General features: G+C 59.2%; 24 protein-coding genes. 16 read left to right on the top strand and 8 right to left on the bottom strand.

Annotated features, from left to right (window positions below):
- Positions 1–75: 75 nt before the first annotated feature.
- Together NBG89_RS16465 and NBG89_RS16460 are read left to right on the top strand one after the other, a co-directional pair.
- On the top strand, positions 76–732 hold the full coding sequence (locus NBG89_RS16465) for a GNAT family N-acetyltransferase (protein ID WP_431320819.1): 657 nt from the start codon (positions 76–78) through the stop codon (positions 730–732).
- Positions 729–1316 (top strand): GNAT family N-acetyltransferase, encoded by a 588-nt coding sequence (locus NBG89_RS16460; RefSeq protein WP_431320818.1) that lies wholly within the window; start codon positions 729–731, stop codon positions 1314–1316. The genes NBG89_RS16465 and NBG89_RS16460 overlap by 4 nt, the downstream gene beginning before the upstream one ends.
- Before the next feature lie 41 nt (positions 1317–1357).
- Here the strand turns inward: NBG89_RS16460 and NBG89_RS16455 are convergent, their stop codons facing one another.
- Positions 1358–2221: an endonuclease/exonuclease/phosphatase family protein gene (locus NBG89_RS16455; RefSeq protein ID WP_431320817.1), complete on the bottom strand. Its 864-nt coding sequence runs from the start codon at positions 2219–2221 to the stop codon at positions 1358–1360.
- Between the two features lie 84 nt (positions 2222–2305).
- Between NBG89_RS16455 and obgE the strand changes: the two genes are divergently transcribed.
- The 7 genes from obgE to modC all read left to right on the top strand — a co-directional run bounded on the left by obgE (position 2306) and on the right by modC (position 9563).
- Positions 2306–3388 carry a GTPase ObgE gene (gene obgE, locus NBG89_RS16450; protein WP_431320816.1) on the top strand — a complete coding sequence of 361 codons (1083 nt, stop codon included), beginning with the start codon at positions 2306–2308 and terminating at the stop codon, positions 3386–3388.
- Complete coding sequence (gene proB, locus NBG89_RS16445; protein WP_431320815.1) at positions 3375–4544, top strand: glutamate 5-kinase; 1170 nt, start codon at positions 3375–3377, stop codon at positions 4542–4544. The genes obgE and proB overlap by 14 nt, the downstream gene beginning before the upstream one ends.
- Complete coding sequence (locus NBG89_RS16440; protein WP_431320814.1) at positions 4537–5820, top strand: glutamate-5-semialdehyde dehydrogenase; 1284 nt, start codon at positions 4537–4539, stop codon at positions 5818–5820. Before proB ends, NBG89_RS16440 begins: the two co-directional genes overlap by 8 nt.
- Positions 5821–5857: 37 nt before the next feature.
- The gene (locus tag NBG89_RS16435; RefSeq protein WP_431322718.1) at positions 5858–6451 is read left to right on the top strand and encodes a nicotinate-nucleotide adenylyltransferase; all 594 of its coding nucleotides are present in this window, start codon (positions 5858–5860) and stop codon (positions 6449–6451) included.
- A gap of 487 nt (positions 6452–6938) precedes the next feature.
- Complete coding sequence (gene modA, locus NBG89_RS16430; RefSeq protein ID WP_431320813.1) at positions 6939–7724, top strand: molybdate ABC transporter substrate-binding protein; 786 nt, start codon at positions 6939–6941, stop codon at positions 7722–7724.
- 73 nt (positions 7725–7797) lie between these two features.
- Positions 7798–8499, top strand: coding sequence for a molybdate ABC transporter permease subunit (gene modB / locus NBG89_RS16425; RefSeq protein ID WP_431320812.1), 702 nt, complete (start codon positions 7798–7800; stop codon positions 8497–8499).
- Positions 8496–9563 carry a molybdenum ABC transporter ATP-binding protein gene (gene modC / locus NBG89_RS16420; protein ID WP_431320811.1) on the top strand — a complete coding sequence of 356 codons (1068 nt, stop codon included), beginning with the start codon at positions 8496–8498 and terminating at the stop codon, positions 9561–9563. Before modB ends, modC begins: the two co-directional genes overlap by 4 nt.
- Here modC and NBG89_RS16415 read toward each other — a convergent pair whose 3' ends face one another.
- Positions 9564–9935 carry a winged helix-turn-helix domain-containing protein gene (locus NBG89_RS16415; RefSeq protein WP_431320810.1) on the bottom strand — a complete coding sequence of 124 codons (372 nt, stop codon included), beginning with the start codon at positions 9933–9935 and terminating at the stop codon, positions 9564–9566. It lies immediately after the preceding gene.
- A 204-nt stretch (positions 9936–10139) separates the two neighbouring features.
- On the opposite strand from NBG89_RS16415, the gene rsfS reads away from it, so the two are divergent.
- The 6 genes from rsfS (at position 10140) to NBG89_RS16385 (ending at position 15878) form a co-directional block, all read left to right on the top strand.
- On the top strand, positions 10140–10583 hold the full coding sequence (rsfS, locus tag NBG89_RS16410; protein ID WP_431320809.1) for a ribosome silencing factor: 444 nt from the start codon (positions 10140–10142) through the stop codon (positions 10581–10583).
- A 110-nt stretch (positions 10584–10693) separates the two neighbouring features.
- Positions 10694–11176 (top strand): 23S rRNA (pseudouridine(1915)-N(3))-methyltransferase RlmH, encoded by a 483-nt coding sequence (gene rlmH, locus NBG89_RS16405; protein WP_431322717.1) that lies wholly within the window; start codon positions 10694–10696, stop codon positions 11174–11176.
- A gap of 119 nt (positions 11177–11295) precedes the next feature.
- Positions 11296–12735, top strand: coding sequence for a murein hydrolase activator EnvC family protein (locus NBG89_RS16400; protein WP_431320808.1), 1440 nt, complete (start codon positions 11296–11298; stop codon positions 12733–12735).
- Complete coding sequence (locus NBG89_RS16395) at positions 12725–14047, top strand: S41 family peptidase (RefSeq protein WP_431320807.1); 1323 nt, start codon at positions 12725–12727, stop codon at positions 14045–14047. Before NBG89_RS16400 ends, NBG89_RS16395 begins: the two co-directional genes overlap by 11 nt.
- Before the next feature lie 81 nt (positions 14048–14128).
- The gene (locus tag NBG89_RS16390; RefSeq protein WP_431320806.1) at positions 14129–15331 is read left to right on the top strand and encodes a divergent polysaccharide deacetylase family protein; all 1203 of its coding nucleotides are present in this window, start codon (positions 14129–14131) and stop codon (positions 15329–15331) included.
- Between the two features lie 13 nt (positions 15332–15344).
- Positions 15345–15878 carry an RNA pyrophosphohydrolase gene (locus NBG89_RS16385; protein ID WP_431320805.1) on the top strand — a complete coding sequence of 178 codons (534 nt, stop codon included), beginning with the start codon at positions 15345–15347 and terminating at the stop codon, positions 15876–15878.
- A gap of 37 nt (positions 15879–15915) precedes the next feature.
- Here NBG89_RS16385 and bfr read toward each other — a convergent pair whose 3' ends face one another.
- The 5 genes from bfr to NBG89_RS16360 all read right to left on the bottom strand — a co-directional run bounded on the left by bfr (position 15916) and on the right by NBG89_RS16360 (position 22679).
- The gene (gene bfr / locus NBG89_RS16380) at positions 15916–16401 is read right to left on the bottom strand and encodes a bacterioferritin (protein WP_431320804.1); all 486 of its coding nucleotides are present in this window, start codon (positions 16399–16401) and stop codon (positions 15916–15918) included.
- Positions 16367–16768 (bottom strand): (2Fe-2S)-binding protein, encoded by a 402-nt coding sequence (locus NBG89_RS16375; RefSeq protein WP_088693096.1) that lies wholly within the window; start codon positions 16766–16768, stop codon positions 16367–16369. Before NBG89_RS16375 ends, bfr begins: the two co-directional genes overlap by 35 nt.
- A 73-nt stretch (positions 16769–16841) precedes the next feature.
- Positions 16842–20276 (bottom strand): error-prone DNA polymerase, encoded by a 3435-nt coding sequence (locus tag NBG89_RS16370; protein WP_431320803.1) that lies wholly within the window; start codon positions 20274–20276, stop codon positions 16842–16844.
- Positions 20276–21691 (bottom strand): Y-family DNA polymerase, encoded by a 1416-nt coding sequence (locus tag NBG89_RS16365; protein WP_431322716.1) that lies wholly within the window; start codon positions 21689–21691, stop codon positions 20276–20278. The genes NBG89_RS16370 and NBG89_RS16365 overlap by 1 nt, the downstream gene beginning before the upstream one ends.
- Positions 21692–21731: 40 nt before the next feature.
- Entirely contained in the window at positions 21732–22679 is a 948-nt protein-coding gene (locus NBG89_RS16360) for an ImuA family protein (protein ID WP_431320802.1), read from the bottom strand.
- A 161-nt stretch (positions 22680–22840) separates the two neighbouring features.
- Here NBG89_RS16360 and NBG89_RS16355 point away from each other — a divergent pair, with 161 nt between their 5' ends.
- Complete coding sequence (locus NBG89_RS16355; RefSeq protein WP_088693093.1) at positions 22841–23278, top strand: metallopeptidase family protein; 438 nt, start codon at positions 22841–22843, stop codon at positions 23276–23278.
- A gap of 8 nt (positions 23279–23286) precedes the next feature.
- Here NBG89_RS16355 and NBG89_RS16350 read toward each other — a convergent pair whose 3' ends face one another.
- The gene (locus tag NBG89_RS16350; protein ID WP_018855932.1) at positions 23287–23493 is read right to left on the bottom strand and encodes a DUF1737 domain-containing protein; all 207 of its coding nucleotides are present in this window, start codon (positions 23491–23493) and stop codon (positions 23287–23289) included.
- Positions 23494–23495 lie beyond the last annotated feature (2 nt).

Here is a 23495-nt window from a genome sequence, read left to right as displayed (position 1 = left end):
CAGGTTCAGTCCAGAAAACAGGGGAGATGGGGCGCCATCTCCCCTTTTTTCTTGTCCAACGAAGGAGGACTGAACATGCAAGGCGAATTGTTGAGGGAAGGCCAATCGTGGTCTCCCCGGGAAGACCAGCGGTCTCCCAAGGAACGGCTGAGGCCGGAGCGGTTAAGGACCGATTGCCCTGTCTTACTATCGGAGCGACTCGTTATGCGCGCGCCGCACGAAGAAGACATTGACGCCCTTGCCCATCTTGCCAACAACGCCAAAGTCGCCACCATGGTGTCGCGTATGCCGCACCCGTACACGGCCAATGATGCCGCCGACTTCGTGCGACGCACGAAAAACGGCGAGATTGGCAAGTGCGTCTATGCGATCACCAAGGCCGAAAACGGCGCCTTTATCGGGTGCTGTGGGGTCGAACCGCATCTCGACGGGCGAACCGTCGAGATCGGTTACTGGCTTGGAGAACCTTACTGGAATCAAGGCTTTATGACTGAGGCATGCCATGCTCTGGTCGATATGGTCTTCCGCACGCGGCAGGATGTCGATCAGATCGATGCCCGGTGCCGGGTGATGAACGTCGCTTCGCGGCGAGTCATCCAGAAGTGCGGTTTCCAGTTCCAGGGATCGGGGCTGGCGGCATCGCTGGCGCTCGGCAGCAACGTGCCGGTCGAGTGGTACAGGCTCGACCGCAAGACCTGGATGTCGCTGAGAAGCTGGGGGAGCGTCCTATGAACGCGATCAGTCTTCAAAGACCCAGGAGCCAGTCGATGACGCCCGGTCCGTTGCCGGTCATTGCAACGGACCGGCTGGTGCTCCGCCCGCACAGGCTGAGCGATGCAGATGCGATCGCCGACACGTTGTCCGACTTTGCCGTTACCCGCATGCTCGCGCGCGTCCCTGCGCCTTACGACAGGCAGGACGCGCTCGACTGGCTGGTGCCGGTGACGGCGGGCGGCATGCCCGACTGGCAGTTTGCCATCACTGCTGGTGACGACGCCCATATCGGCGTCGTCGCCATCGAGCTTCGCCATGGTCTATGGCACCTCGGTTACTGGCTGAACCGCTACTACTGGCGGCGCGGCTATATGAGCGAGGCGGTATCGGCTGTTCTGGAGCGGTTTTCGCGCCGTATGCCCGAGACGGTGGTTCATTCCGGCGTCTTTGCCGATAACCCGGCTTCGCTGAAACTGCAGGAAAAGCTCGGCTTCCGGATGACCGGTTGCAGCGAAATCTACAGCTACGCGCGCAACACCATGGTTACGCATGTCGAGACGATACTGAAGCCGGGCGCCCTGCAACAGGCTAGGATCGCTTGAGATGAAAAGGAGGCGTCCCGATGTGTCGGGACGCCTCAACCCTAGCCATCGATCTCTGCCCAGACAGGGAAGTGATCGGAGCCGACCGAATTTGTGTCGATCTTCACGGATTTCAGGCGGCCCGCGAGGCCGCAACTGACGAAACAGTAGTCGAGATGCATGCGTTTGCCGTGATCCTTGGGATCCATCCAGCTGTAGCTGCCGGGCGTGTGGGCCCTCAACACCGCAAATGCGTCAATCGGCGTGCCGATACGCTGGACACGGCCGTAATAGCCGTCGCTGGCGCCGGCAAAAATGCAATATTCCGGCGATTCCGGCGTCATGTTGAAGTCGCCCATCACGATGTAGTCCTCGGGCAACGGCGGATCGCTGATATCGAATTCTTTGCCACCCGTAAGCGATCCGCCTTCGGACACGAAGGCATTTATGCGCTCGTTCAGATGAGAAAGCTGCCGGCTGCGCTCGTCGATGGAGACATGATCGAGATGCACCGAATAGACGCGCAGCGCGCCGGCAGGCGTCTCGATAACGGCCTCGGTCGCGCCACGCTGGAGATTGATCCTGGAGATCGTTCGGCTGCGCGGCAGAAGCAGCGTTCGGGTCGAGACGATCGGCCAGCGCGAGAGCACCATGTTTCCGAACTGGAAGCGGGTTCCGCGCGGCGGCCAGCCTTCCGACGCCTCCTCGAGATACAGGTCGCAAGCCGGTCCATAGACCCAGAAATGGTTGGGAAAAAGCGCCGCCAGGTCCGCGACCATGTCGGCATAATCGTTGCGGACGAAGCCCCGGGTCACCTCCTGGAGCGCGATGATGTCAGCGCCCTTAAGGCTCGCAGCGATTCGGTCGAGGTCGTAGATGCCATCAAGACCGAAGCCGTACTGTATGTTATAGCTCGCAAACTTCACGATAATCCTTTGACCTCCGATTGAACCGCCTATATCGAAAGCGGCAAGAGGGGCGATGAACTGCCACTGCACAATGGAAGTAAGATGAAATTTCTCGACGAAGCAAAGGTCTATATCAAGTCCGGAGACGGCGGCGCGGGCAGTGTCTCGTTCCGGCGCGAGAAGTTCATCGAGTTTGGCGGCCCTGATGGTGGCGACGGCGGACGCGGCGGTGATGTGTGGGTCGAGGCGGTCAACGGTCTCAATACGCTGATCGACTTCCGTTATCAGCAGCACTTCAAGGCCAAGATCGGCATGCATGGGATGGGCAAGAACCGTACCGGCGCCAATGGTGACGACGTGGCGCTCAAGGTGCCTGTCGGCACGCAGATCTTCGAGGAAGACAGGGCGACGCTGATCTGCGATCTGACCGAAGAAGGACAGCGCTTCCGGCTCGCCGCGGGCGGCAATGGCGGCTTCGGCAATGCGCACTTCAAATCCTCGGTCAATCAGGCGCCGGACTGGGCCAATCCCGGTCTTCCCGGCGAGGAAAAGACGATCTGGCTGCATCTGAAGTTGATTGCCGATGCGGGCCTTGTTGGATTGCCGAATGCCGGCAAGTCCACGTTCCTCGCAGCCGTCACCCGCGCCCGACCGAAGATTGCGAACTACCCCTTTACGACGCTGCACCCGAACCTCGGTGTCGCGACCGTCGACGGGCAGGAATTTGTCCTTGCCGATATTCCGGGGCTGATCGAAGGCGCACATGAGGGCGTCGGGATCGGGGACCGCTTCCTTGGCCACGTCGAGCGCACACGCGTACTGCTGCATCTCGTGTCTTCGCAGGAGGAAAAGGTTGGTAAAGCTTACACGACCGTCCGCCGCGAACTCGAGGCGTATGGCGGCGACCTTGGCGACAAGGTTGAGATCGTCGCTCTGTCGCAGATCGATGTTCTCGACGACGACACGCTGAAGAAGAAGATGAAGGAACTTGCTAAGGCCTGCGGCAAGACACCGTTCCAGATTTCCGCAGCGACGGGCAAGGGCATGACGGAAGTGTTGCGTGCCCTACGCGATATCATCGTCGAGGCGAATGCCGGCGCGGCGGAAAAGCTTGCCAAGGCACCGAAGCTTCGCCACCGCGATATGGTGTCGGAAGATGAAGGCGAGGCCAATGACGACGCGTAAGTCGCTTGGGCGCTATCGCCGCGTCGTTATCAAGATTGGCTCGGCTCTCCTTGTCGATCGCAAGACGGGTCTGAAGAAGGCATGGCTGGATGCAATGTGCCGCGATATTGCGGCGCTGAAAGCCAAGGGCGTTGACGTCCTCGTCGTTTCCTCGGGTGCCATCGCGCTCGGTCGTTCGGTGCTGGACCTGCCTTCCGGCGCGCTGAAGCTGGAGGAAAGCCAGGCGTCGGCGGCCGTCGGCCAGATCGCCTTGGCGCGCGCCTGGTCAGAAAGCCTGTCGCGCGATGAGATCGTCGCTGGCCAGATTCTGCTGACGCTCGGCGACACGGAAGAGCGTCGCCGCTATCTGAACGCGCGCGCCACCATCAACCAACTTTTGAAGATCGGTGCCGTGCCGATCATCAACGAGAACGATACCGTTGCCACCAGCGAAATTCGCTACGGCGACAACGATCGCCTCGCCGCCCGTGTTGCGACGATGACCGGCGCCGATCTGCTGATCCTGCTGTCGGATATCGATGGCCTCTATGCGGCGCCGCCGCACCTCGATCCGCAGGCGGAGTTTCTGGCCACGATCGCTGAGATCACGCCTGAGATTGAAGCCATGGCTGGCGGTGCCGCGTCCGAGCTGTCGCGTGGCGGTATGCGCACCAAGATCGATGCCGGCAAGATCGCGACGACGGCCGGCTGTGCAATGATCATTGCGTCCGGCAAGACAGACAGCCCGCTCTCGGCAATCGAGAATGGGGCGCGGTCCTCGTGGTTTGCCCCTTCAAGGACGCCCGTCACGGCACGAAAGACTTGGATTGCCGGACAGTTGCAGCCGGCGGGCGAACTTCACGTCGATGAGGGCGCCGTTGCTGCGCTCGGCGCCGGCAAGAGCCTGCTTCCTGCAGGTGTTCGCAAGGTTATCGGGCTTTTCAGCCGCGGCGATACGGTGGCGATTGTGGGGCCCCAGGGCCGCGAGATCGCGCGAGGGCTTGCTGGCTATGATGCCGAAGAGGCACGGCAGATCACTGGTCGCAAATCGACGGAGATCGAGGCAATCCTCGGTTACGCGGGACGCGCGGCAATGATCCATCGCGACGACATGGTGATGACGTCGCAGATCGGTTCGAAATCGGAAAGGCAGAAGAAGGACACAAGCTATGCTTGATACTGTTGCGCAGAGCCCTGACATTGACGCGCTGATGAATGACATCGGCCGCAAGGCCAAGGCTGCGGCGCGACCGTTGGGCTTCGCATCCACCGAGGCGAAGAACAGGGCATTGAATGCTATGGCAGATGCGATCCTCGCCAACAGGGATCATATCCTCTCCGAAAATGCCAAGGATCTGAAGGATGTCGCCGGCACCGAGATGCTCGCATCCTTTGTCGATCGTCTGACGCTGACCGACAAGCGCATCGCCGAGATGGCTGAAGGCATTCGCGCGATTGCTGCTTTGAAGGACCCGGTCGGCGAAGTAATCGCGGCGTGGGAACGGCCGAATGGCCTGAAGATCGAGCGCGTCCGCACGCCGCTCGGCGTCATCGGCGTGATTTTCGAGAGCCGTCCGAACGTCACGGCGGATGCTGGTGCGCTCTGCTTGAAAGCCGGCAATGCAGTCGTTTTGCGGTGCGGTTCCGATTCCCGGCGTTCGTCGCAGGCAATCCATGCCTGCCTCGTTCAGGGCCTGAAGGCTGCCGGACTCCCGGAGCATGCAATTCAGCTCGTGCCGGTGACCGATCGCGCTGCCGTTGGCGCGATGTTGCGCGGACTGGATGGTACGATCGACGTTATCGTTCCACGGGGCGGCAAGAGTCTTGTTGCGCGTGTTCAGAACGAGGCAAGGGTGCCTGTCTTTGCGCACCTTGAAGGGCTTTGCCATATCTATGTGGACGCGTCGGCCGATCTCGGCATGGCCAAGGAGATTGTCGTCAACGCCAAGATGCGGCGCACGGGTATTTGCGGTGCGGTGGAAACGATCCTCGTAGACCGGGCCGTTGCCAAGACCCATCTTCGCCCGCTGCTGGAGGCCCTCGCGGGAGCCGGTTGCGAGATTCGCGGTTCGGCTGAGGTTGTTCAGGCAATGCCTGGCGCGAAGGCCGCCACCGAGGAGGATTGGTCGACGGAATATCTGGATGCGATCGTTTCGGTTGCCATTGTCGACGGCATTTCCGAGGCGATCCAGCATATCCAGACTTATTCCTCCAACCACACCGAGGCAGTGATTGCCGACGATCCTGATGTGGTGGAGCGGTTCTTCACCGAGGTCGATTCCGCGATCCTGTTGCACAACGCGTCGACCCAGTTTGCTGATGGCGGCGAGTTCGGAATGGGTGCGGAGATCGGCATCGCGACCGGCAAGATGCACGCCCGCGGCCCCGTCGGCGTCGAGCAGCTGACATCATTCAAGTATCGGGTGCACGGCACCGGACAGACCCGGCCCTGACGTGATCAACGACGAAGTCGACCGACGTTATCTTCGCATGCCGCATACGGAGCGCGGCATGGTCGTCGGTCTTTTCGGCGGTTCCTTCAATCCGCCGCATGACGGACATGCGCTGGTGGCTGAAATCGCGATCAAGCGGCTCGGCCTCGATCAGTTGTGGTGGATTGTCACTCCGGGCAATCCGCTCAAGGATCGACGCCATCTGTTGCCGCTTGCCGAACGCATAGCGCTGAGCGAGCGGCTTGCCCGCCATCCCTCGATCAAGGTCACAGCATTCGAGCGCGATTTCGCGACAAGCTTCACGGCAAACACGCTGGCTCGCGTCAAAGCGCGCAATCCGCATGTCCACTTTATCTGGATCATGGGGGCGGACAGCCTGAAGACTTTCCATCAGTGGCAACGCTGGCAGGACATCGTCAACACATTTCCGATTGCCGTGATTGACCGCCCCGGCTCCACTCTGTCGTTCCTTTCATCGAAGATGGCGAGGACGTTTGATTTCGCCCGCGTTGACGAGGACGATTCCCGCGCGCTCTGGAAGCGCCGAGCGCCAGCCTGGACCTTCATACACGGTCCGCGCTCCGGCCACAGCTCGACCGCCATCCGCGCCACGAACGGCACCATCAGATAATTCGATTTTTCCGAGGTTTGACAAATGAAAAGCCCGACGGGGGAGGAGATCCGTCGGGCTTCATAAACTTGATCGACAACTGGGAGGAGGAGTGTTGCCGATCCATATCCAACGGCTTTGGGAGGAGGAGATCGCCGTTCGATGCGTGTGTTGTATCATAGTCGCCGGATTTTTGAACCGGGTTCATTGCATTGCAGCAATGTGATACAAGCATGGCTCCGGGCCGAGACCTCTCCTTTCTTGCCTAATTATTTCGCAATCTTGGCTACTTTTGCAGAAATTTCAAACCCTTGGAGGATCTTACCCTAAAATCACAGGGCCATTTCTGCGATTTTGTGAGCCGATGGTGCTTAGATATGCGATTCACGAATGCGTGAAGTCTGAGGTTGATCGGCGAGCCGGAGGGTTATGCTTGTGTAAATATAGCGCTAGCCAAGGCGCTGGCGACGTTATATCTCTGCGAATATTTCGAACTCGGGGAGATATCATGCGCAGTCGCCGCCAATGGATCAAATTCGCCGCCGCCGCCATTTCGGCCGCCTTTCTGGGTGTCGCCGCGACACCTGCCGCGGCTGCGGAGAAGGTTACTGTTTTCGCGGCGGCCAGCCTGAAGAATGCTCTCGACGCGGCGAATGCCGCTTGGGCGAAAGAGGGTGGTAAGGAGGCTGTTGCTTCCTACGCTGCGAGCTCTGCACTTGCTAAGCAGATCGAAGGCGGCGCACCTGCGGACATCTTCATCTCCGCCGATCTAGACTGGATGGACTACCTTGCGAAAAAGAATCTGATCAAGTCCGACAGCCGGTCCAATCTGCTGGGTAACAAGATCGTGCTTGTCGCAGCCAAGGATCACGCCAAACCGGTCGAGATCTTGAAGGGCTTCGATCTTGCCGCGCTGCTCGGAGACGGCAAGCTTGCCATGGGCGAGGTGAAGTCGGTTCCGGCCGGCAAGTACGGCAAGGCTGCGCTTGAAGCGCTTGGCGTGTGGCCCTCGGTTGAAGCCAAGGTCGCCGGCGCTGAAAGCGTTCGTGCCGCGCTCGCGTTGGTATCGCGCGGTGAGGCTCCCTATGGCATCGTCTATCAGACCGATGCCTCCGCGGACGCCGGCGTTGCCGTTGTCGGCACTTTCCCGGCGGATTCGCATCCGCCGATCATTTATCCGATCGCCATTCTCTCAGAGAGCAAGAATCCGGATGCTGCGGCCTACCTGGACTTCCTGAAGTCGGAAAAAGCCGCTCATTTCTTTACCGAGCAGGGCTTCACCATCTTGAAATGATTGCGATTTTTCGCATGAAGACATAGCGTGAGAAGGCCCGCTCGGACGGGCCTTCTATTTTGGAGAGAATGGCTTGGACGCACTCGGCCTGAGCAATGATGAATGGACGGCGATCTTGCTCAGCCTGCGCGTGTCAGTGGTCGCGATGCTGGCGAGCCTGCCATTCGGTATCGGAGTCGCCCTGTTGCTGGCGCGCGGACGGTTTTGGGGTAAGTCGATCCTGAATGGGGTCGTTCACCTGCCGCTGATCCTTCCCCCTGTCGTCACAGGCTTCGTCTTGCTGATCCTCTTTGGGCGTCGCGGACCGATCGGCAGTTTTCTCGACCAGTATTTCGGCATCGTCTTTTCGTTTCGCTGGACAGGTGCGGCACTCGCCTGCGCGGTGATGGCCTTCCCCTTGATGGTGCGTAGCATTCGGCTCTCGATCGAAGCGGTCGACCGAAAGCTGGAGGAGGCGGCCGGCACGCTGGGAGCCAGCCCGCTCTGGGTTTTCATGACGATCACGTTGCCGCTGACATTGCCCGGGATCATCGCCGGAATGATCCTTTCCTTCGCCAAGGCGATGGGGGAGTTCGGGGCAACCATCACGTTCGTCTCCAACATCCCCGGGGAAACACAGACCATTTCTTCGGCGATCTACTCCTTCACGCAGGTCCCGGGCGGTGATGCCGGTGCCCTGCGGCTGACACTCGTCGCCGTCGCCATTTCGATGGTCGCTTTGCTTGCCTCGGAATTCCTCTCGCGCATCGCCGGCAGGAGGATTGACCCGGAATGACGCTCGTCGTGAAAGCAAAGCAGCTGCTTGGCACCTTTTCCCTCGATGCCAGCTTCACCTCTGAGCGGGGGATCACTGCCCTTTTCGGTCGTTCGGGCTCAGGCAAGACGTCGATGATTCGCATTATCGCCGGGCTAGCGAGGCCCGACAACGGGCAAGTGATCCTGGACGGCGATGTCATGACGGATACCGACCGGCGGATCTTTGTCCCCAAGCACCGCCGAAGATTCGGCTATGTGTTCCAGGAGGCGCGGTTGTTTCCACATCTCAGTGTCCGTCACAACCTGTCATACGGTCAGTGGTTTGGTAAAATCGCCGGTCCGGCGGAGAGCCTGGATCGAATTGTTGCGCTGCTCGGTATCGAAAGCCTGCTCGAGCGCAGACCGGAAAGGCTCTCCGGTGGCGAGAAGCAACGCGTAGCAATCGGCCGGGCCCTGCTCTCGACTCCCCGCCTCTTGTTGATGGACGAACCCTTAGCGGCATTGGATGATGCGCGAAAAGCAGAAGTCATGCCCTACCTCGAGCGGTTGCGCGACGAGATGGATATTCCGATCGTCTATGTCAGCCACTCGATCGCCGAGGTGGCGCGCCTCGCCAATCAGGTCGTGGTCATGCGGGATGGCGAAGTGGAGGCGGTCGGCCCGGCCGTGGATGTGTTGAACCACCCGCCTGCCTCGTTCGAGCGGCGTGATGCGGGCTCGCTCCTCGAGGGAAGGGTCGAAAGCGTCGATGCGCAGCATCGCATTGCGACGATTGCACTGAAATCAACGCGGCTTCATGTCCCGGGCGCGGCGCTCACGCCCGGGAAGGCGGTTCGGGTCCGGATCCCCTCTCGCGACGTGATGCTCGCAATGAGAAGGCCCGAGGCGCTCAGCGCGCTGAACGTGCTTGAAGGCACTGTTCAGGACATGACGCAGGCCGATGACGCCACGATCGATGTGCTCGTCGATTGCGGGGGGGATATAATTCTCTCGCGGATCACGAGTTTTTCGGCGGAGCGGCTGGGCGTGTGCATCGGAGCCTCTGTTTTTGCCGTCATAAAGACCGTCGCGCTGGAACAGTGATCAACGACCGGTTTGGGGCGATCTGTTGGCCTCGAGCCAGGCCAGATCCTCCGCAAGGGTGAACTTCACCATCCGCTCCATCTTTCGAAAGCGGGCAAGGAGTTCATCACCGAACGGTGTCAGCGCTGCGCCCCCACCCTTCTGGCCACCGCGCTGGGACTCGACCACCGGATCCCGGAACATCCGATTCATGTCGCTGACAAGTAACCAGGCGCGACGATAGGACATGTCCATCGCCCTGCCTGCGGCGGAAATCGATCCGGTTTCCCTGATATGTTCGAGCAGTTCCATCTTGCCGCGGCCGAGCCGGTCCTCATGAGGAAAGCTGATGCGGAGCACAGGAATGAGCGTGTCTTCGGCGGGGTTTTTCATCGGACGGATCTTTGCGGTCGGAACGGAACTTACTTTACGTGTGGTGATAAGGACTGTACACAGCAGGCCGCATGCGCAGTCCTCCATTCAATAATGGTTTGTGATCAAGACGGACATTCACGCTTTGTGATTGCACACGTCTTGAAACGTTAATGGTTTGATGCCTATCTTAATTATGATTTGGTCACCAAATCAGTGATGTGCATGTTTTGTCATTCCGAGAAAGGGAAAGCACTGACAACAGTACACGCCAAGGGAAAAACGCTTGCCGTTGTCCCGAAGAGCCCGGAACGTGGCGCCGATGCTGCCGCCCGCGCCCTGCACGCCGTCCTCACAAGCCTTGAGGACTCTAAGGCTGAAGATATCGTTACCATCGACATTGCTGGAAAATCGGCACTGGGAGACTTCATGGTCGTCGTCTCCGGGCGCTCGAACAGGCATGTCATGGCGATCTCTGACCACCTGCTGACTGATCTCAAAGACGAGGGGCTTGGAAGCGCCCGTGTCGAAGGTCAGGAAGGCGGTGATTGGATCCTGATCGACACCGGCGATGTCATCGTCCATGTCTTCCGTCCTGAAATACGCGAGTTCTACAACATCGAAAGGATGTGGGCCGCGCCCGATATGGACGAAGAAACGGTGCACTAACAGGCTGCTGGACGCTATGTCCGCCGCCTGATAGACGGCATTTTATTGGCCGGACGAATCCGGCCGGCGGCAGGTGTGTGCCGCCTATGCCGAGCTGCAGGGAGCGGATGATGCGTGTTGGTCTTTTTGCAGTGGGGCGGCTGAAGTCCGGCCCCGAGAAGGATCTTGCGGCCCGCTATTTCGATCGTTTTGCCAAGGCCGGCCCTGCGGTCGGCCTCGAATTCTCCCGCGTGGCCGAAGTTGCCGAAAGTCGTGCGTCGAACGCCGATACCCGCAAGCGTGACGAAGCGGCGATGCTGCAGAAGTCGCTGGCGGACGGCAGTGTTCTCATTTTGTTGGACGAGCGAGGCAAGGCGGTGGACAGCGAAGGGTTTGCCAATCTCCTTGGAAACTATCGCGACCAGGGCAAGCGCGACCTGATGATTGCCATCGGCGGCGCCGACGGTCTTGATCCGTCTTTATACAACCTTGCCGATGCAACCCTCTGTCTCGGCAAGATGACTTGGCCGCATCAGTTGGTTCGTACGCTGATCGCCGAACAGCTTTATCGAGCCGTGACGATCCTTTCCGGCCATCCCTATCATCGCGTATGATGGGCCTTACTGCTCACGCAGGCGTGTCCGTCATGGAGGTGGCGGACCCTCAATCGATCTGGCAAAGAACGCCAAATCAGCCTAATCTCCGCGCGATTTGAAAGGATTTCAAAGTTCGTATGCCGACACGTGCGTTCAAGCCAAAATACGTCATTCTGACGGCCATGGCCGTAGGCTTGAGTGTGTCTGTGGCAGCAGTTGAGAACCGCGCCGTCGCTCAGGATGCGCCGGACGCAGCGCAGATGCCGCCGGGCGAAACGCCTGCCGCCACAACTGGCACGGCCGCCCAGGAGCGGCCCGATCCGGCAGCTGATCTGGCAAGGAAGCGCGACGAGACGCGGACTGAACTCGAAGCCTTGTCTAAAACGATCGATCTTTCATCGGATAAGGTCGCCGAGCTTCAGAAGAGCATCGCGGATCTGGACAAGAACAGCAGCAGCGTTCGTCAGGCGCTGATCGATTCAGCGACGCGGCGCAAGTCGCTTGAGAAGCAGATCCTGGAAAGCGAGAAGAAGCTGGCCGATCTGGGTGTAAAGGAAGACGCGGTTCGCCGGTCGCTGCATGAACGGCGTGGTTTGCTGGCCGAGGTGCTGGGGGCCTTGCAGCGCATGGGCCGCAATCCGCCGCCGGCCCTCCTCGTGACACCCGACGATGCGCTCGCTTCGGTCCGCAGCGCAATCCTGCTTGGCGCGGTGGTTCCCGGTATCCGAAAGGAGACCGACAAGCTCGTCGCCGATCTTGCCAACCTGTCTTCGTTGCAGGCAGCAAGTGCCGCGGAGAAATCTGCCTTCACCGCCACGATGACGAACAGCATCGAGGAAGAGCGACGGATGGATTTGCTTCTCACTGAGAACGAGAAGCTGAGCCGCAGCAGCGCCGCGGAACTGGATGCAGAGAAGAAGCGCTCGGAGGATCTTGCCAGCAAGGCGACAAGCCTGGAGGGGCTGGTCGCATCGATGGAAACCGAGATCGCATCGGTTCGCGACGCCGCCGCTGCAGCCCGCCAAGCCGAGGAGAACCGCAAGCTTCTCACCGACGAGCAGCGTGCCCACGCCAAGGCGCTCGCGGAGAGCGGTGTGCCTGATAAAAACCGCATTGCGCCCGCATATCCCTTCGGAGAATTGAAGGCGAAACTGGAATTGCCTGTGGCAGGCGATGTCCTCCGCCAGTTCGGCGATGCCGACGGAACCGGCCATGAGGCGATGGGAATGACGCTTGCCACCAATCCGGAAACGGTGGTTACCGCTCCCGCAGACGGCCTTGTCGTCTATGCGGGTGCATTCCGCAGCTACGGCCAGATGATCATCCTCGACGCAGGCGACGGCTACCACCTTGTCCTCTCTGGAATGGAGACGATCAGCACGCGTCAGGGCAAGTTCGTTTTCGCCGGCGAGCCGCTTGCCGCCATGGGTGCAAAAAGAGTGGCGAGCGCGACTGCATTGGCGCTGGAAACCAACCGTCCAACGCTTTACATTGAATTTCGAAAAGATGGAAAACCGGTCGATTCCCGACCATGGTGGACCGCTAAAGACACTGGAAAGGCACGCAATGATTCGTAGGGCTTCTCTTGTTCTGGTCGGCGCATTAATGGGTGCGACCGCGATGAGCGTCATCTATTCGGCGGGCGTGCCTGCGGAAGCAGCCGGAGCCTCCACTTACAAGGAGCTTTCCGTTTTTGGTGACGTTTTTGAGCGTGTGCGCGCACAGTATGTGACGCCGCCGGCCGAAGACAAACTCATCGAAAACGCCATCAATGGCATGCTTTCTTCGCTGGATCCGCATTCGAGCTATATGAATGCCAAGGATGCAGCTGACATGCAGACCCAGACGAAGGGCGAATTCGGCGGTCTCGGTATCGAGGTCACCATGGAAGACGAGCTCGTCAAGGTCATTACGCCGATCGATGACACGCCTGCAGCCAAGGCCGGCGTTCTTGCTGGTGATTATATCTCCGAGATCGATGGTCAATCGGTTCGCGGCCTGAAGCTGGAAGACGCGGTCGAAAAGATGCGTGGTCCGGTCAACACGCCGATCAAGCTGACGTTGATCCGCAAGGGTGCCGACAAGCCGATCGAGCTGACGATCGTTCGCGATGTCGTCGCGGTTCAGGCCGTGAAGTCGCGCGTCGAGGATGATGTTGGCTATCTGCGCGTCATCTCCTTCACGGAAAAGACCTACCCTGATCTCGAGAAGGCGATTGAGAAGATCAAGAAGACAGTCCCGGCTGACAAGCTGAAGGGCTACGTCCTCGATCTTCGTCTAAACCCGGGCGGTCTGCTCGATCAGGCAATCCAGGTTTCCGACGCGCTGCTGCAGCGTGGCGAAGTGGTATCCACCCGCGGTCGTAATCCGGACGAGACCCGCCGCTTCAATGCTGGTCCGGGTGACCTGACGGATGGCAAGCCGGTGATCGTGTTGATCAACGGCGGTTCGGCGTCTGCTTCGGAAATCGTTGCCGGTGCGCTGCAGGACCTGCGTCGTGCGACTGTTCTCGGCACGCGTTCGTTCGGCAAGGGCTCGGTTCAGACGATCATCCCGCTCGGCGAAAACGGCGCGCTGCGGCTAACGACAGCGCTCTACTACACGCCGTCCGGCCGTTCCATCCAGGGCACGGGCATCACGCCTGACATCAAGGTCGAGGAGCCGCTTCCGGATGACCTGAAGGGCAAGATGGTCACGGAAGGCGAGTCGAGCCTGCGCGGGCACATCAAGGGCCAGAGCGAGACAGACGAAGGCTCCGGTTCGATTGCCTATATTCCGCCGGATCCGAAGGACGACGTCCAGCTCAACTACGCGCTTGATCTGCTTCGCGGCAAGAAGACCGATCCGGCCTTCCCGCCCAATCCGGACAAGGCCGTCAGCGCCAAGTAATTGCAATTTGAGGCGTCAGGCCGGATGGTATGTCCAGCCTGACGCCTTTTTGCTGTCCTGATTCTGAAGCGGGAAAGAAGTTTGAATACCGATCTGCACGCCCCTCTAGGACAGAGCCGTAAGGCTAAGCCGCAACGGCCGGGTATTCTGCGCACCGGGCGTGTTGTCGCCGGGATCTGCCTCGTCCTGATTGGAGCGACGTCGCTCTATACGGCATTTCGTGGCGACGGATTGAAGCGAGAGGTGCCGTGGACACAGGACCAGACAGCTGCGCCTTCCGACACCGTTCCGAATCAGGTGCCGTCGCAGACTTCATCCGCTGCCGCTCCCAATGGCATGGTGCCATCCGATCCGAGATCGGGCGCAAATGTGGAGCGGATGGTCACCGGCGACGGATCTGTCGTCACGAAATACTCCCCCAGACAACGCGACGGAAATGGACCGGTGTTGGTCGATGCCTCACAGGTCGGGCAGGATCCACGGATGGCGGCGCTACCGAACGACGCGCTTCTGGAAGACACGCCGTTGGGACGGCTGCCGATCGTCGGGCCAGACGGACGTCGCCCGATGGACCAGTATGCGCGACCATGGTCCGGCGCTCACGGGACTCGCATCGCGATCGTCGTCAGCGGTCTCGGGCTTAGCCAGACGGGCACACAACGGGCCATCCAGCAGTTGCCGGAGGAGGTCACCTTCGCCTTTGCCGCCAGCGGCAACAGCTTGCAGCGCTGGATGCAGGAAGCGCGCCGTGGTGGCCACGAAATCCTATTGCAGGTGCCGTTCGAGCCTTTTGATTACCCGGCAAATGATCCCGGCCCGGACACGCTGCTGACGGCAACGTCGGTTGCGAAGAATATCGAAAACCTGCACAGGGCGATGGGCGAGATCACGAACTATACCGGTATCATGAACTACCAGGGTGGGCGCTTCCTCTCCGACCCCAACGCCATGGAGCCGGTCATGCGCGATATCGGAAAGCGCGGGCTGCTGTTTCTCGATGACGGAACGTCGGCTCAGTCCAAGACCGCCGCGATCGCAAAGGGAACAGAGGCGCCCTACGCCTTCGCAGATGTGCAGTTGGACAAGCAGCTTGACGTGAACGCGATCATCCAGAAACTGGACGAACTGGAACGCGTCGCGAAGCGTAACGGCCAGGCGATTGGCGTCGCTGCCGCCTTCGATGAGAGCATTGACGCCATCGCGCAATGGACGCAGGAAGCGGCAATGCGAGGCATTGAGATTGTCGGTGTAGCAGCGCTGACCAATGATCCGAGAAGACCTTGAACAGAGATAGCCTATGAGCAAGCCGATCGTCAAAGCCGAAGACCTGCCGTATCGCCCCTGCGTCGGTGTCATGATTCTCAACCGCCATGGCCTCGTATGGGCAGGGCGACGGATTCCGGAAGAAAATTCCGAGTATGACGGATCGCCGCAGCTTTGGCAGATGCCGCAGGGTGGCATCGACAAGGGCGAGGATCCCCTTGAGGCGGCCTACCGCGAGCTTTACGAGGAGACGGGCATCCGCACCGTGACGCTGCTCGCCGAGGCGCGGGATTGGATCAACTATGATTTACCACCCCAGCTGATCGGCATCGGATTGAAGGGCAGGTTCCGTGGCCAGACGCAGCGCTGGTTTGCGTTCCGTTTCGATGGTGACGAGAGCGAGGTCGCGATCAATCCGCCGCCCGGCGGCCACGCGCCTGAGTTCGATGCTTGGGATTGGAAGCCGATGGAGAGCCTGCCGGGTCTCATTGTGCCCTTCAAGCGGGCTGTCTATGAGCAGGTGGTCGACGAGTTCAGGCACCTGGTTGGCCTAAGTGCCGCAGAGTAAATGACCGGCGGCTGAGGGCTGCCGGTCATGGCAATCGTTACTCGGCCTCGTTGGCGGAGTCGGCGTTGAGCTGGCCGTACTTCGATTCGCCGATCTTGCCGAGCAGCTCCAGCTGCGTTTCGAGGAAGTCGATGTGACCTTCCTCGTCTGCCAGGAGTTCCTCAAAAAGCTTCATCGAGACATAGTCGCCGGCCTCGTGACAGATGTCGCGTGACTTTTTGTAAGCCGTGCGCGCATCGTATTCGCCGGCAAGATCGGCCTCCAGAACTTCCTTGACGTTCTGGCCGATGCGAAGCGGAGCAAGGGTCTGGAGGTTGGGATGGCCTTCGAGGAAGATGATGCGTGCGACCAGGCGGTCGGCGTGATGCATTTCCTCAATGGATTCCGACCGTTCCTTCTTGGCGAGCTTGGTGTAGCCCCAGTCTTCAAGAAGTCGGTAATGGACCCAGTATTGGTTTACGGCGCCGAGTTCGAGAAAGAGGGCCTCGTTAAGCCGCTCGATGACTTTTTTGTCGCCTTTCAATGTCCGCTCTCCTGTTTTCTTCATGGAATTTTCTCAGGCGGGACATGAAATCAAATATTTCGGCTTCCGTCGAGTGGTGACGGGCGTGATATTCCTCGGTCGTCTGGATGATAATATCGACCACGTTTGGGAAGCAGCCACAGCAGCGGCCGCGCTTTCCCATGGCGTGGTATACCTTTGCAGGCACGATCAGCTGCCAACAATCTTGCTCGAGAAGCTCAGTGATGACTTCCCGGATTTCATGATCCGTTATGTAATTGCAGCTGCAGACAAGCACGGCGTCATTCCAAACATGACATTCACTATCGTCTTTTCTGCAAAAGGAGACGGCCAGTGTCAAGAAAAATCGAGTGATGGACGAGGCCATTCATTGCAGTTGAAACGAAAGAGGCTCTTCGTGGGTGCTGCGACCCAGCAGGTCACGACCTGATGATCTCTCGTCAATGAAAATTGCGACCTTTCGGCATGACTTGAGTTGTTTCTATCGCTCCGACATGGCTGCTTGAGATCAGCCTTTTCTCCATGACTGCCTTCTCAAGTGAATTTGCGAGTTTCCTTTGGCGCGGATCCATCGTTGGATTGAGCGCTTCATCCGAACGATCACTAACGCCGAAACGACGGGCTTCCTTCTGCAGGATGCCAAGTGCGGGCGTCATATCCTCGATATGATCGACGACTGTGTGGATCACGCCGCTCTGGCTTTGAAGCTTGCCATATATCTTCACGAGCCGTGCTCCCATGACAATCGGGCGGTACTTCTCAAATACCTTCTTCCAGACAATGGCATTGGCAACACCCGTCTCGTCTTCCAATGTCATGAAGATGACGCCCTTGGCCGAGCCGGGGCGCTGACGCACCAAAACCAGGCCGGCAATCGTCACCCTTCTGCCGTTCGGGACGGTGAGAAGATCGACATTCCGAACGACCCCGACTTTGCGGAATTCATCTCGAAGGAATGAGACGGGATGGCCCTTCAAGGAGAGCGAAAGGTAGCGGTAATCCTCGACGACTTGTTCACCAGCCAACATTTCCGGCAACAGGGTCTCAGGCTCGACCTGCAGGTCGATGTGGCTCACCTGGTCGAACAGAGGTAGCTTTTCCGCGGCGCTCTTCGCATCAAGCGCCCGTACGGCCCAGAGTGCATCCCGTCGCGACAGTTTTATGGAATGAAAAGCATCCGCATCAGCGAGCCGTTCTATATCCGCTTTCTGCAGGCCTGAACGCAGCCAGAGATCGCGGATGGAAGAATAGCCCTTGCCTCTATTGGCAACGAGCTGCTCCATGCTTGTTTCCGAAAGGCCCTTTATCTGCCTGAAGCCAAGCCGAACGGCTCGCTTTGTCTTGATGATATCCCGCATGCTGGCATGCCGGAAATCGACTGCGCGCTTGTTGAATTCGACCTCCTCAAGCAAGCAGTCCCAGTTCGATTCATTGATGTCGACGGGCCTGATCTCAACGCCATGCTCCCTGGCATCCCTGACAAGCTGCGCGGGGGCATAAAAGCCCATTGGCTGCGAATTCAGCATCGCAGCACAGAAAACGTCGGGATAGTAAGCCTTTACCCAGGAGGAGGCGTAGACGAGCAAGGCGAAAGAGGCGGCGTGGCTTTCCGGGAAGCCGTATTCGCCAAAACCTTTGATCTGGTTGAAACATTGCTGGGCAAAATCACGAGAGTATTCTTTCGCGACCATGCCTTCGATAAATCGCGTTTCGAAATTGCCGATGGTGCCTGTTCGTTTGAAGGTTGCCATGGCGCGTCTCAGTTGATCCGCTTCAGCCGGCTTAAAACCAGCTGCCGTAATGGCAATCTGCATGGCCTGCTCCTGAAACAGTGGTACGCCGAGCGTTCGCTCTAGGACTCCCTCAAGTTCAGGGCTCGGGTATGTCGTCGGGATGCCGCGCGCCTTTTCTTCCCTGCGCTTGAGATATGGATGGACCATATCGCCCTGAATGGGGCCGGGCCTGACGATGGCAACCTCGATGACAAGATCGTAGAACTTTCTAGGTTTCAGACGCGGCAACATGCTCATCTGCGCCCGGCTCTCGATCTGGAAGACGCCAAGCGTGTCGGCCCGGCACATCATCGCATAGACCGGCTCCTCGTCTTCATGCGTGGTGTTGCCGAGATCGGCGAGTGTCTTCTTGACGTCGTAGTGCAGGAGAAGCAGATCGAATGCCCGCTTCAATGCGGTCAGCATTCCGAGCGCCAGGATGTCGACCTTGAGGATCTTCAGATTGTCGAGGTCATCCTTATCCCACTCGACCATGTAGCGCCCGGGCATTGCCGTCTTCATGATCGGAACGACTTCATCCAGCCTGTCCCTGGTGATGACGAAGCCGCCGACATGCTGGGTGAGGTGCCGGGGAAAACCGAGAAGCTCGGATGCATATTTCAGCACGTTCCTGGTCATGGGATCGGAAGTTTCGAGCCCGGCTGCTTTTGCTTCCCGCTCAGACAGCTTCTCTTCCGACCAGCCCCAGACCAAGCTGCCGATGGCAGACTGGACGTCCTCGGAAAGACCGAAGGCCTTCGAGACTTCGCGCCCGGCGGACCTGGTGCGGTAGGTCGTTACCCCTGCCGTCAAGCCGGCATGTTCCTTGCCGTATTTTTCGTAGATATGCTGGATGACCTCCTCGCGCCTCTCATGTTCGAAATCGACATCGATATCCGGCGGCTCGTCACGGTCCATCGAGAGGAAGCGGTCGAAGAGCAGGGTGCTCTTCTCCGGATTGACCTCGGTTATCTCGAGGCAATAGCAAATGACCGAGTTTGCCGCAGAGCCGCGACCCTGGCAGAGGATTTTCTTCTCGTGCCGGGCATACTGGATGATCCTGTGGACCGTCAGGAAGTACGGTTCATATTGCTTCTGACGAACAAGGCTCAACTCGTACTCAATGTTCTTCCGAACTTTCTCAGGTACGCCGTCGGGGAAGCGCTTTGCGGCACCTGATCTGGTAAGACGTTCCAGTGTTTCATATGGCGTTTCCCCCTCGTCATTCTCGGGGGGGTAGTTGTGCTCCAGTTCGTCGAGTGAAAAGGAAAGGCTTCCAAAGAACTTCCCTGTGTTTGTTACGGCGTGCAGATAGTCTCTGAAAAGGCGCAGAATTTCGCTGCCACTCTTGAGATAGCGTTCGGCATTCGGAGCCAGGAGAAAGCCAGCCTCGGGAATGGGAACATGCTCCCTGATAGATGTCACGATATCGGCGAGAGGGCGGCGGGTCGTATCGTGATAGAGTGGCTGGTTGGTGGCGATCAGCGGGATACGGCTGCGGTCAGCCAGCATGGAGACGGTTGCAAACATGCGCTTGTCGCGGCCGTCATAGGCGGGAGCGAGCGCCATGTGGATGTTTTTCTGGAAGCGCTTTCTGAAACGCTCCAGACAGGCTTCGAACGCGGCGTGATTGTTATCATCAGCAATGGACGGGTGCGGAATGATCGCAAGCATCATGTCGTCGCCCCATTCCATTAGATCCGCTTCCGACAGAATGCATTTTCCCTTCTCGGCTCTCAGGTTTCCGGCGCTCAGCAACCGGCAAAGATGCGCCCAACCTTGACGATTTCGGGGGTAGGCAAGGATGTCAGGGGTTCCATCCGAAAAGACCAGACGGGCGCCCGGCTGGAAACGGATCGGATCGAGAATGACGTCATTCTTTTCGTGCTCCTCCAAAAGTCCGGCTCTCATTCGTTCGAACTTCTTTTGGATCGCCTTTGACTGGGCATGCGCCCGAACGACACCCGCAACCGAATTACGGTCAGCAATGCCAAGTCCTCCAAGCTTCAAAACGGCAGCCTGGACGGTCATTTCCTCAGGCTTGGAGGCGCCCTCCAGAAACGAGAAATTGGTCTTCGCGCCGATTTCGAAGAAGGCGGACATCAGGCGATGACCCCATGCATGTACCAGTTCTGTGCTGCGTCACGCTCATAATGGCCATGGCGATAGATCCAGAAGCGGCGTCCCTGATCGTCTTCGATCCGGAAGTAGTCTCGGTCCTCAGCATCCGATCCATCGAGCCACCATTCCATTGCCAGCCGTTCCGGCCCCTCGCTCCTCAAGACACGATGCTGCATGCGTCGCCAGCGAAAGCTTGCCGGTGCGCCATCGGGGACTTCGACGGCAAAAGCGTCCATCGGCTCCGGTTTCCGCAATAGCCGGATGGGTCGCTCGTTCCTGGCCGGCGGCGGATGTCCTTCTCGGGTTTTCTGGGCGGATAGCTGATCGATTGCAGGCACGGCAATGACGGCTCTTTCGGGTATGTGGCTCTCCCGCAATTGGAAGGTTTGCAAGCAGTCCCCCCCAAGGCGGGCGGAAACTCGATCCACGAAGGCAGCAAGCGACGCATCCTTCTGCTGGCGGTGTTCGAAATCACCCTGTGACGTTACGAAATCTTCGTGCAGGAGCACGTTGAGACGAAGGATCTCGAATCCGTAACCGGCATCGAAATCGTCGTGAATTGCCTGCAGGCGTTCGGCAAAGAGAGCGGCGATGCGCTTGGGCTCTCGCAAGGGCTGCGCGGTCCCGGCAGAAATCCGGAACACCTTGCCATCGACACGGAATAGTACCAGTTCGAAGATGCGGCCGCCGACGCCACGCGCTTCCAATGAGGGCTTCAGGGAGACAGCAATCTGATCGGTGAGCGCAAGGATATCGTCTTCGGCTCCGATCGGCTCAATCAGGCGACGTTCGACCGAGAGGCTCGCGACCGGAAGGCGTGGAGAGACTGGCTCCTCATCTGTTCCAAGCGCCTGATCGAGCCTCAAGAGCAATGCTCCTCCAAAGCGACGGGCAAGCGGGGCGCGTGGCGCACTCAGTAAATCGCCGACATATTTGAGTCCCATCTTATGCAGGGCGCTTACGGTTTCTTCTTCGAGACGCAGGGCCGCGACGGGCAAGGGCGCAAGCGCCTGCTCGGCCTCCCCATGTTCGATAATGCCGCCTTGGCCGAAACGGCTGATGGCCCAAGACAATCCCGGCGACGAGGAGATGGCGCCACGGGCGTCAATTCCCATCTGGAAGAGCCTTGCGAGAATATCCTTGAGAAGGGACGTCTCACCGCCGAACAGATGGGCGCAGCCGGTAATGTCGAGAAACAGGCCATCCACGCCGTCGAGAGCGACAAGCGGGGTATAGCGATCGCACCAGTCGGCAATCGCTTCCAGGAAGCGTTGGTTGGCGGCCGGATCGTCCTCGATCACATCAAGCGTGGGGTAGATGGCGCGGGCTTCGGCGACGCCCATATGCTTTCGGAGATTGAGGGTTTCGGCTGCCTCGTCGAGCGCTGTCAGCCGCATGGTATTGTTGAGGCGGCTGGAACAGACAATCGGCGCGACCTCAGGACGTCCGCGCGAACGCCAGGAGAGCCCCCATTTCTTTCTTGATATCCGGTCGGTTGGAAGATGCGGAAAGTGGAGTGCCAGAATGCGCTGCGCGTTCGTCTGGAAGGCGAGGGTCGACTGATCGTGAGACGGCGAAAAAACGGCGGTCATGAGGGTTCCACTCCAGTAGAAAGGAGAGGGGAGCCGGGTTGCGGCTCTTCTCCAGGGTGAGATGAAAAACCGGATTGCCGATGCTACCGCCCAGCATCGTGCCATCCGGCAAGGGGCGCGCCTGCGCCGGCGCGGGTGCGACAAGGAAGCGGAGGCAAGCGCTGCTGGCCTCTTCCTCTCCAGCCTGCCGCAACAGGAAAAGCGGGCGTTTCGATGCTTTCGCCCGCAAGCTCAAACGACGGCTTTCCGTAAGGCTGAAGGGCTTCGGATTGCCGCGAACCTCCAGAATTGTCGCAGAAAAGACGCCGCTTTCGACTGCCGCTTCGGCAAGCCACAGAGCGTCCTCAAGCTTGCGTGGACTGGCATAGAAGAACTGGTCCGACTTCAGACCGAAATCGCGCAGGCCCACCGCGTAAGGGACGCCTGCTTCTATCGTGGAAACCATGTCCGCGATCCACAGGATCGGCAGCGATGCACTGGGGCTCTCTTCCACTTGGCTCTGCAGCATGGCGGCAAGTGCCAGCACAAAGCCGCTGCCGGCACCGGCTTCGCGCAAAAGATCGGAGCGAACCTCGGTGACCCCATCGAGCGGTAGACCGCCATCAATCGCCTCGTCAAGCGCGGGTATTCCAAGCGGGAGACGCAGGACGCTTTCGTTCTTCGCGGAGAGTCCCTTATCGACCAAGGCTTCGCTTTCCGCGGCAGCCAAGGCCGGCGCGGGCTTTCCTTCAAGCTTTGCAATGGTTTCGCGGAGCGCAAAAAGCCGCTCGCGCGTCACGGCCGACTGTGCCATGACGTTCTCCAAGTCTCGTATGTTCCTGTTATGTTCTTATGGATTCCAGAGGTGGGCCGAAGAGTCAACAGCCATTTGATGTGAATTTATTCCTGCCTTTGATTCCGCTCTCGAAAATCGTACGCAAAGGTTCTATATGGGCCGCAAAGGAAGGAATATTCATGGCCCGCATAGACCAGAGCGAGGATTGGCGGGATCGCCACGCGCCGACGATCAGCACTTTCGAGTCGTTGGCAATGGAGGCGTATAGCCACCTGCCGGAAGAGTTCCGCTCGCTGACCACCAATCTGACGATCGAGATCGAGGATTTCCCCGACGACGACGTGTTCGAGGACATGGCGCTGGAAACGCCGTTCGATCTTCTCGGCCTCTTTGAGGGCCGAGGCATCTCGGAGCGTTTCACGATGGAAACCGGCGAATTGCCGAACCGTATCCGCCTCTACCGGCGGCCGATCCTCGATTACTGGGCTGAGAACGACGAGACGCTGGGCGATATCATCACTCACGTCCTCATCCATGAGATCGGCCACCATTTCGGTCTCAGCGACGACGACATGGAACGGATAGAGGCGAGCGCCGAAGAAGCGGGCGAACGCTAAGCTTTCGCTTACTGTTCGGACAGCTTCATGTCCGGGTGGTAGTCCTTGCCTTCGACTTCCTTGACGATCGCCTGAGCGCACATCACCTGGCCGGTCTGGGTGTTGAAGGTCAGCGACGGCGAGCCGTTCAGCGACCAGCCCTTGTTGAGGGCGTCGGTCACGCGGTGACAGAAAGCGGCATCATCCTGGCCGGTCAGAAGGCGATAAAGCTTCATCT

Origin of the sequence: Rhizobium sp. YTU87027 (assembly GCF_050644135.1) — a bacterium.
Classification (GTDB): Bacteria; Pseudomonadota; Alphaproteobacteria; order Rhizobiales; family Rhizobiaceae; genus Rhizobium.
Note: the sequence above shows the minus strand (reverse complement) of the source record. Positions and strands in the feature narration are given on the sequence as shown.

Coding starts and splice junctions, on each gene's coding strand:
- rsfS (WP_431320809.1), top strand. CDS start 10,140: ATGTTTTGTCATTCCGAGAAAGGGAAAGCACTGACAACAGTACACGCC.
- NBG89_RS16350 (WP_018855932.1), bottom strand. CDS start 23,493: ATGAAGCTTTATCGCCTTCTGACCGGCCAGGATGATGCCGCTTTCTGT.
- NBG89_RS16375 (WP_088693096.1), bottom strand. CDS start 16,768: ATGGCCTCGTCCATCACTCGATTTTTCTTGACACTGGCCGTCTCCTTT.
- NBG89_RS16440 (WP_431320814.1), top strand. CDS start 4,537: ATGCTTGATACTGTTGCGCAGAGCCCTGACATTGACGCGCTGATGAAT.
- NBG89_RS16395 (WP_431320807.1), top strand. CDS start 12,725: ATGATTCGTAGGGCTTCTCTTGTTCTGGTCGGCGCATTAATGGGTGCG.
- rlmH (WP_431322717.1), top strand. CDS start 10,694: ATGCGTGTTGGTCTTTTTGCAGTGGGGCGGCTGAAGTCCGGCCCCGAG.
- obgE (WP_431320816.1), top strand. CDS start 2,306: ATGAAATTTCTCGACGAAGCAAAGGTCTATATCAAGTCCGGAGACGGC.
- NBG89_RS16465 (WP_431320819.1), top strand. CDS start 76: ATGCAAGGCGAATTGTTGAGGGAAGGCCAATCGTGGTCTCCCCGGGAA.
- proB (WP_431320815.1), top strand. CDS start 3,375: ATGACGACGCGTAAGTCGCTTGGGCGCTATCGCCGCGTCGTTATCAAG.
- NBG89_RS16370 (WP_431320803.1), bottom strand. CDS start 20,276: ATGTCCGCCTTCTTCGAAATCGGCGCGAAGACCAATTTCTCGTTTCTG.
- NBG89_RS16460 (WP_431320818.1), top strand. CDS start 729: ATGAACGCGATCAGTCTTCAAAGACCCAGGAGCCAGTCGATGACGCCC.
- NBG89_RS16365 (WP_431322716.1), bottom strand. CDS start 21,691: ATGCGGCTGACAGCGCTCGACGAGGCAGCCGAAACCCTCAATCTCCGA.
- NBG89_RS16435 (WP_431322718.1), top strand. CDS start 5,858: ATGCCGCATACGGAGCGCGGCATGGTCGTCGGTCTTTTCGGCGGTTCC.
- NBG89_RS16400 (WP_431320808.1), top strand. CDS start 11,296: ATGCCGACACGTGCGTTCAAGCCAAAATACGTCATTCTGACGGCCATG.
- NBG89_RS16355 (WP_088693093.1), top strand. CDS start 22,841: ATGGCCCGCATAGACCAGAGCGAGGATTGGCGGGATCGCCACGCGCCG.
- NBG89_RS16415 (WP_431320810.1), bottom strand. CDS start 9,935: ATGAAAAACCCCGCCGAAGACACGCTCATTCCTGTGCTCCGCATCAGC.
- NBG89_RS16385 (WP_431320805.1), top strand. CDS start 15,345: ATGAGCAAGCCGATCGTCAAAGCCGAAGACCTGCCGTATCGCCCCTGC.
- NBG89_RS16360 (WP_431320802.1), bottom strand. CDS start 22,679: ATGGCACAGTCGGCCGTGACGCGCGAGCGGCTTTTTGCGCTCCGCGAA.
- modA (WP_431320813.1), top strand. CDS start 6,939: ATGCGCAGTCGCCGCCAATGGATCAAATTCGCCGCCGCCGCCATTTCG.
- modC (WP_431320811.1), top strand. CDS start 8,496: ATGACGCTCGTCGTGAAAGCAAAGCAGCTGCTTGGCACCTTTTCCCTC.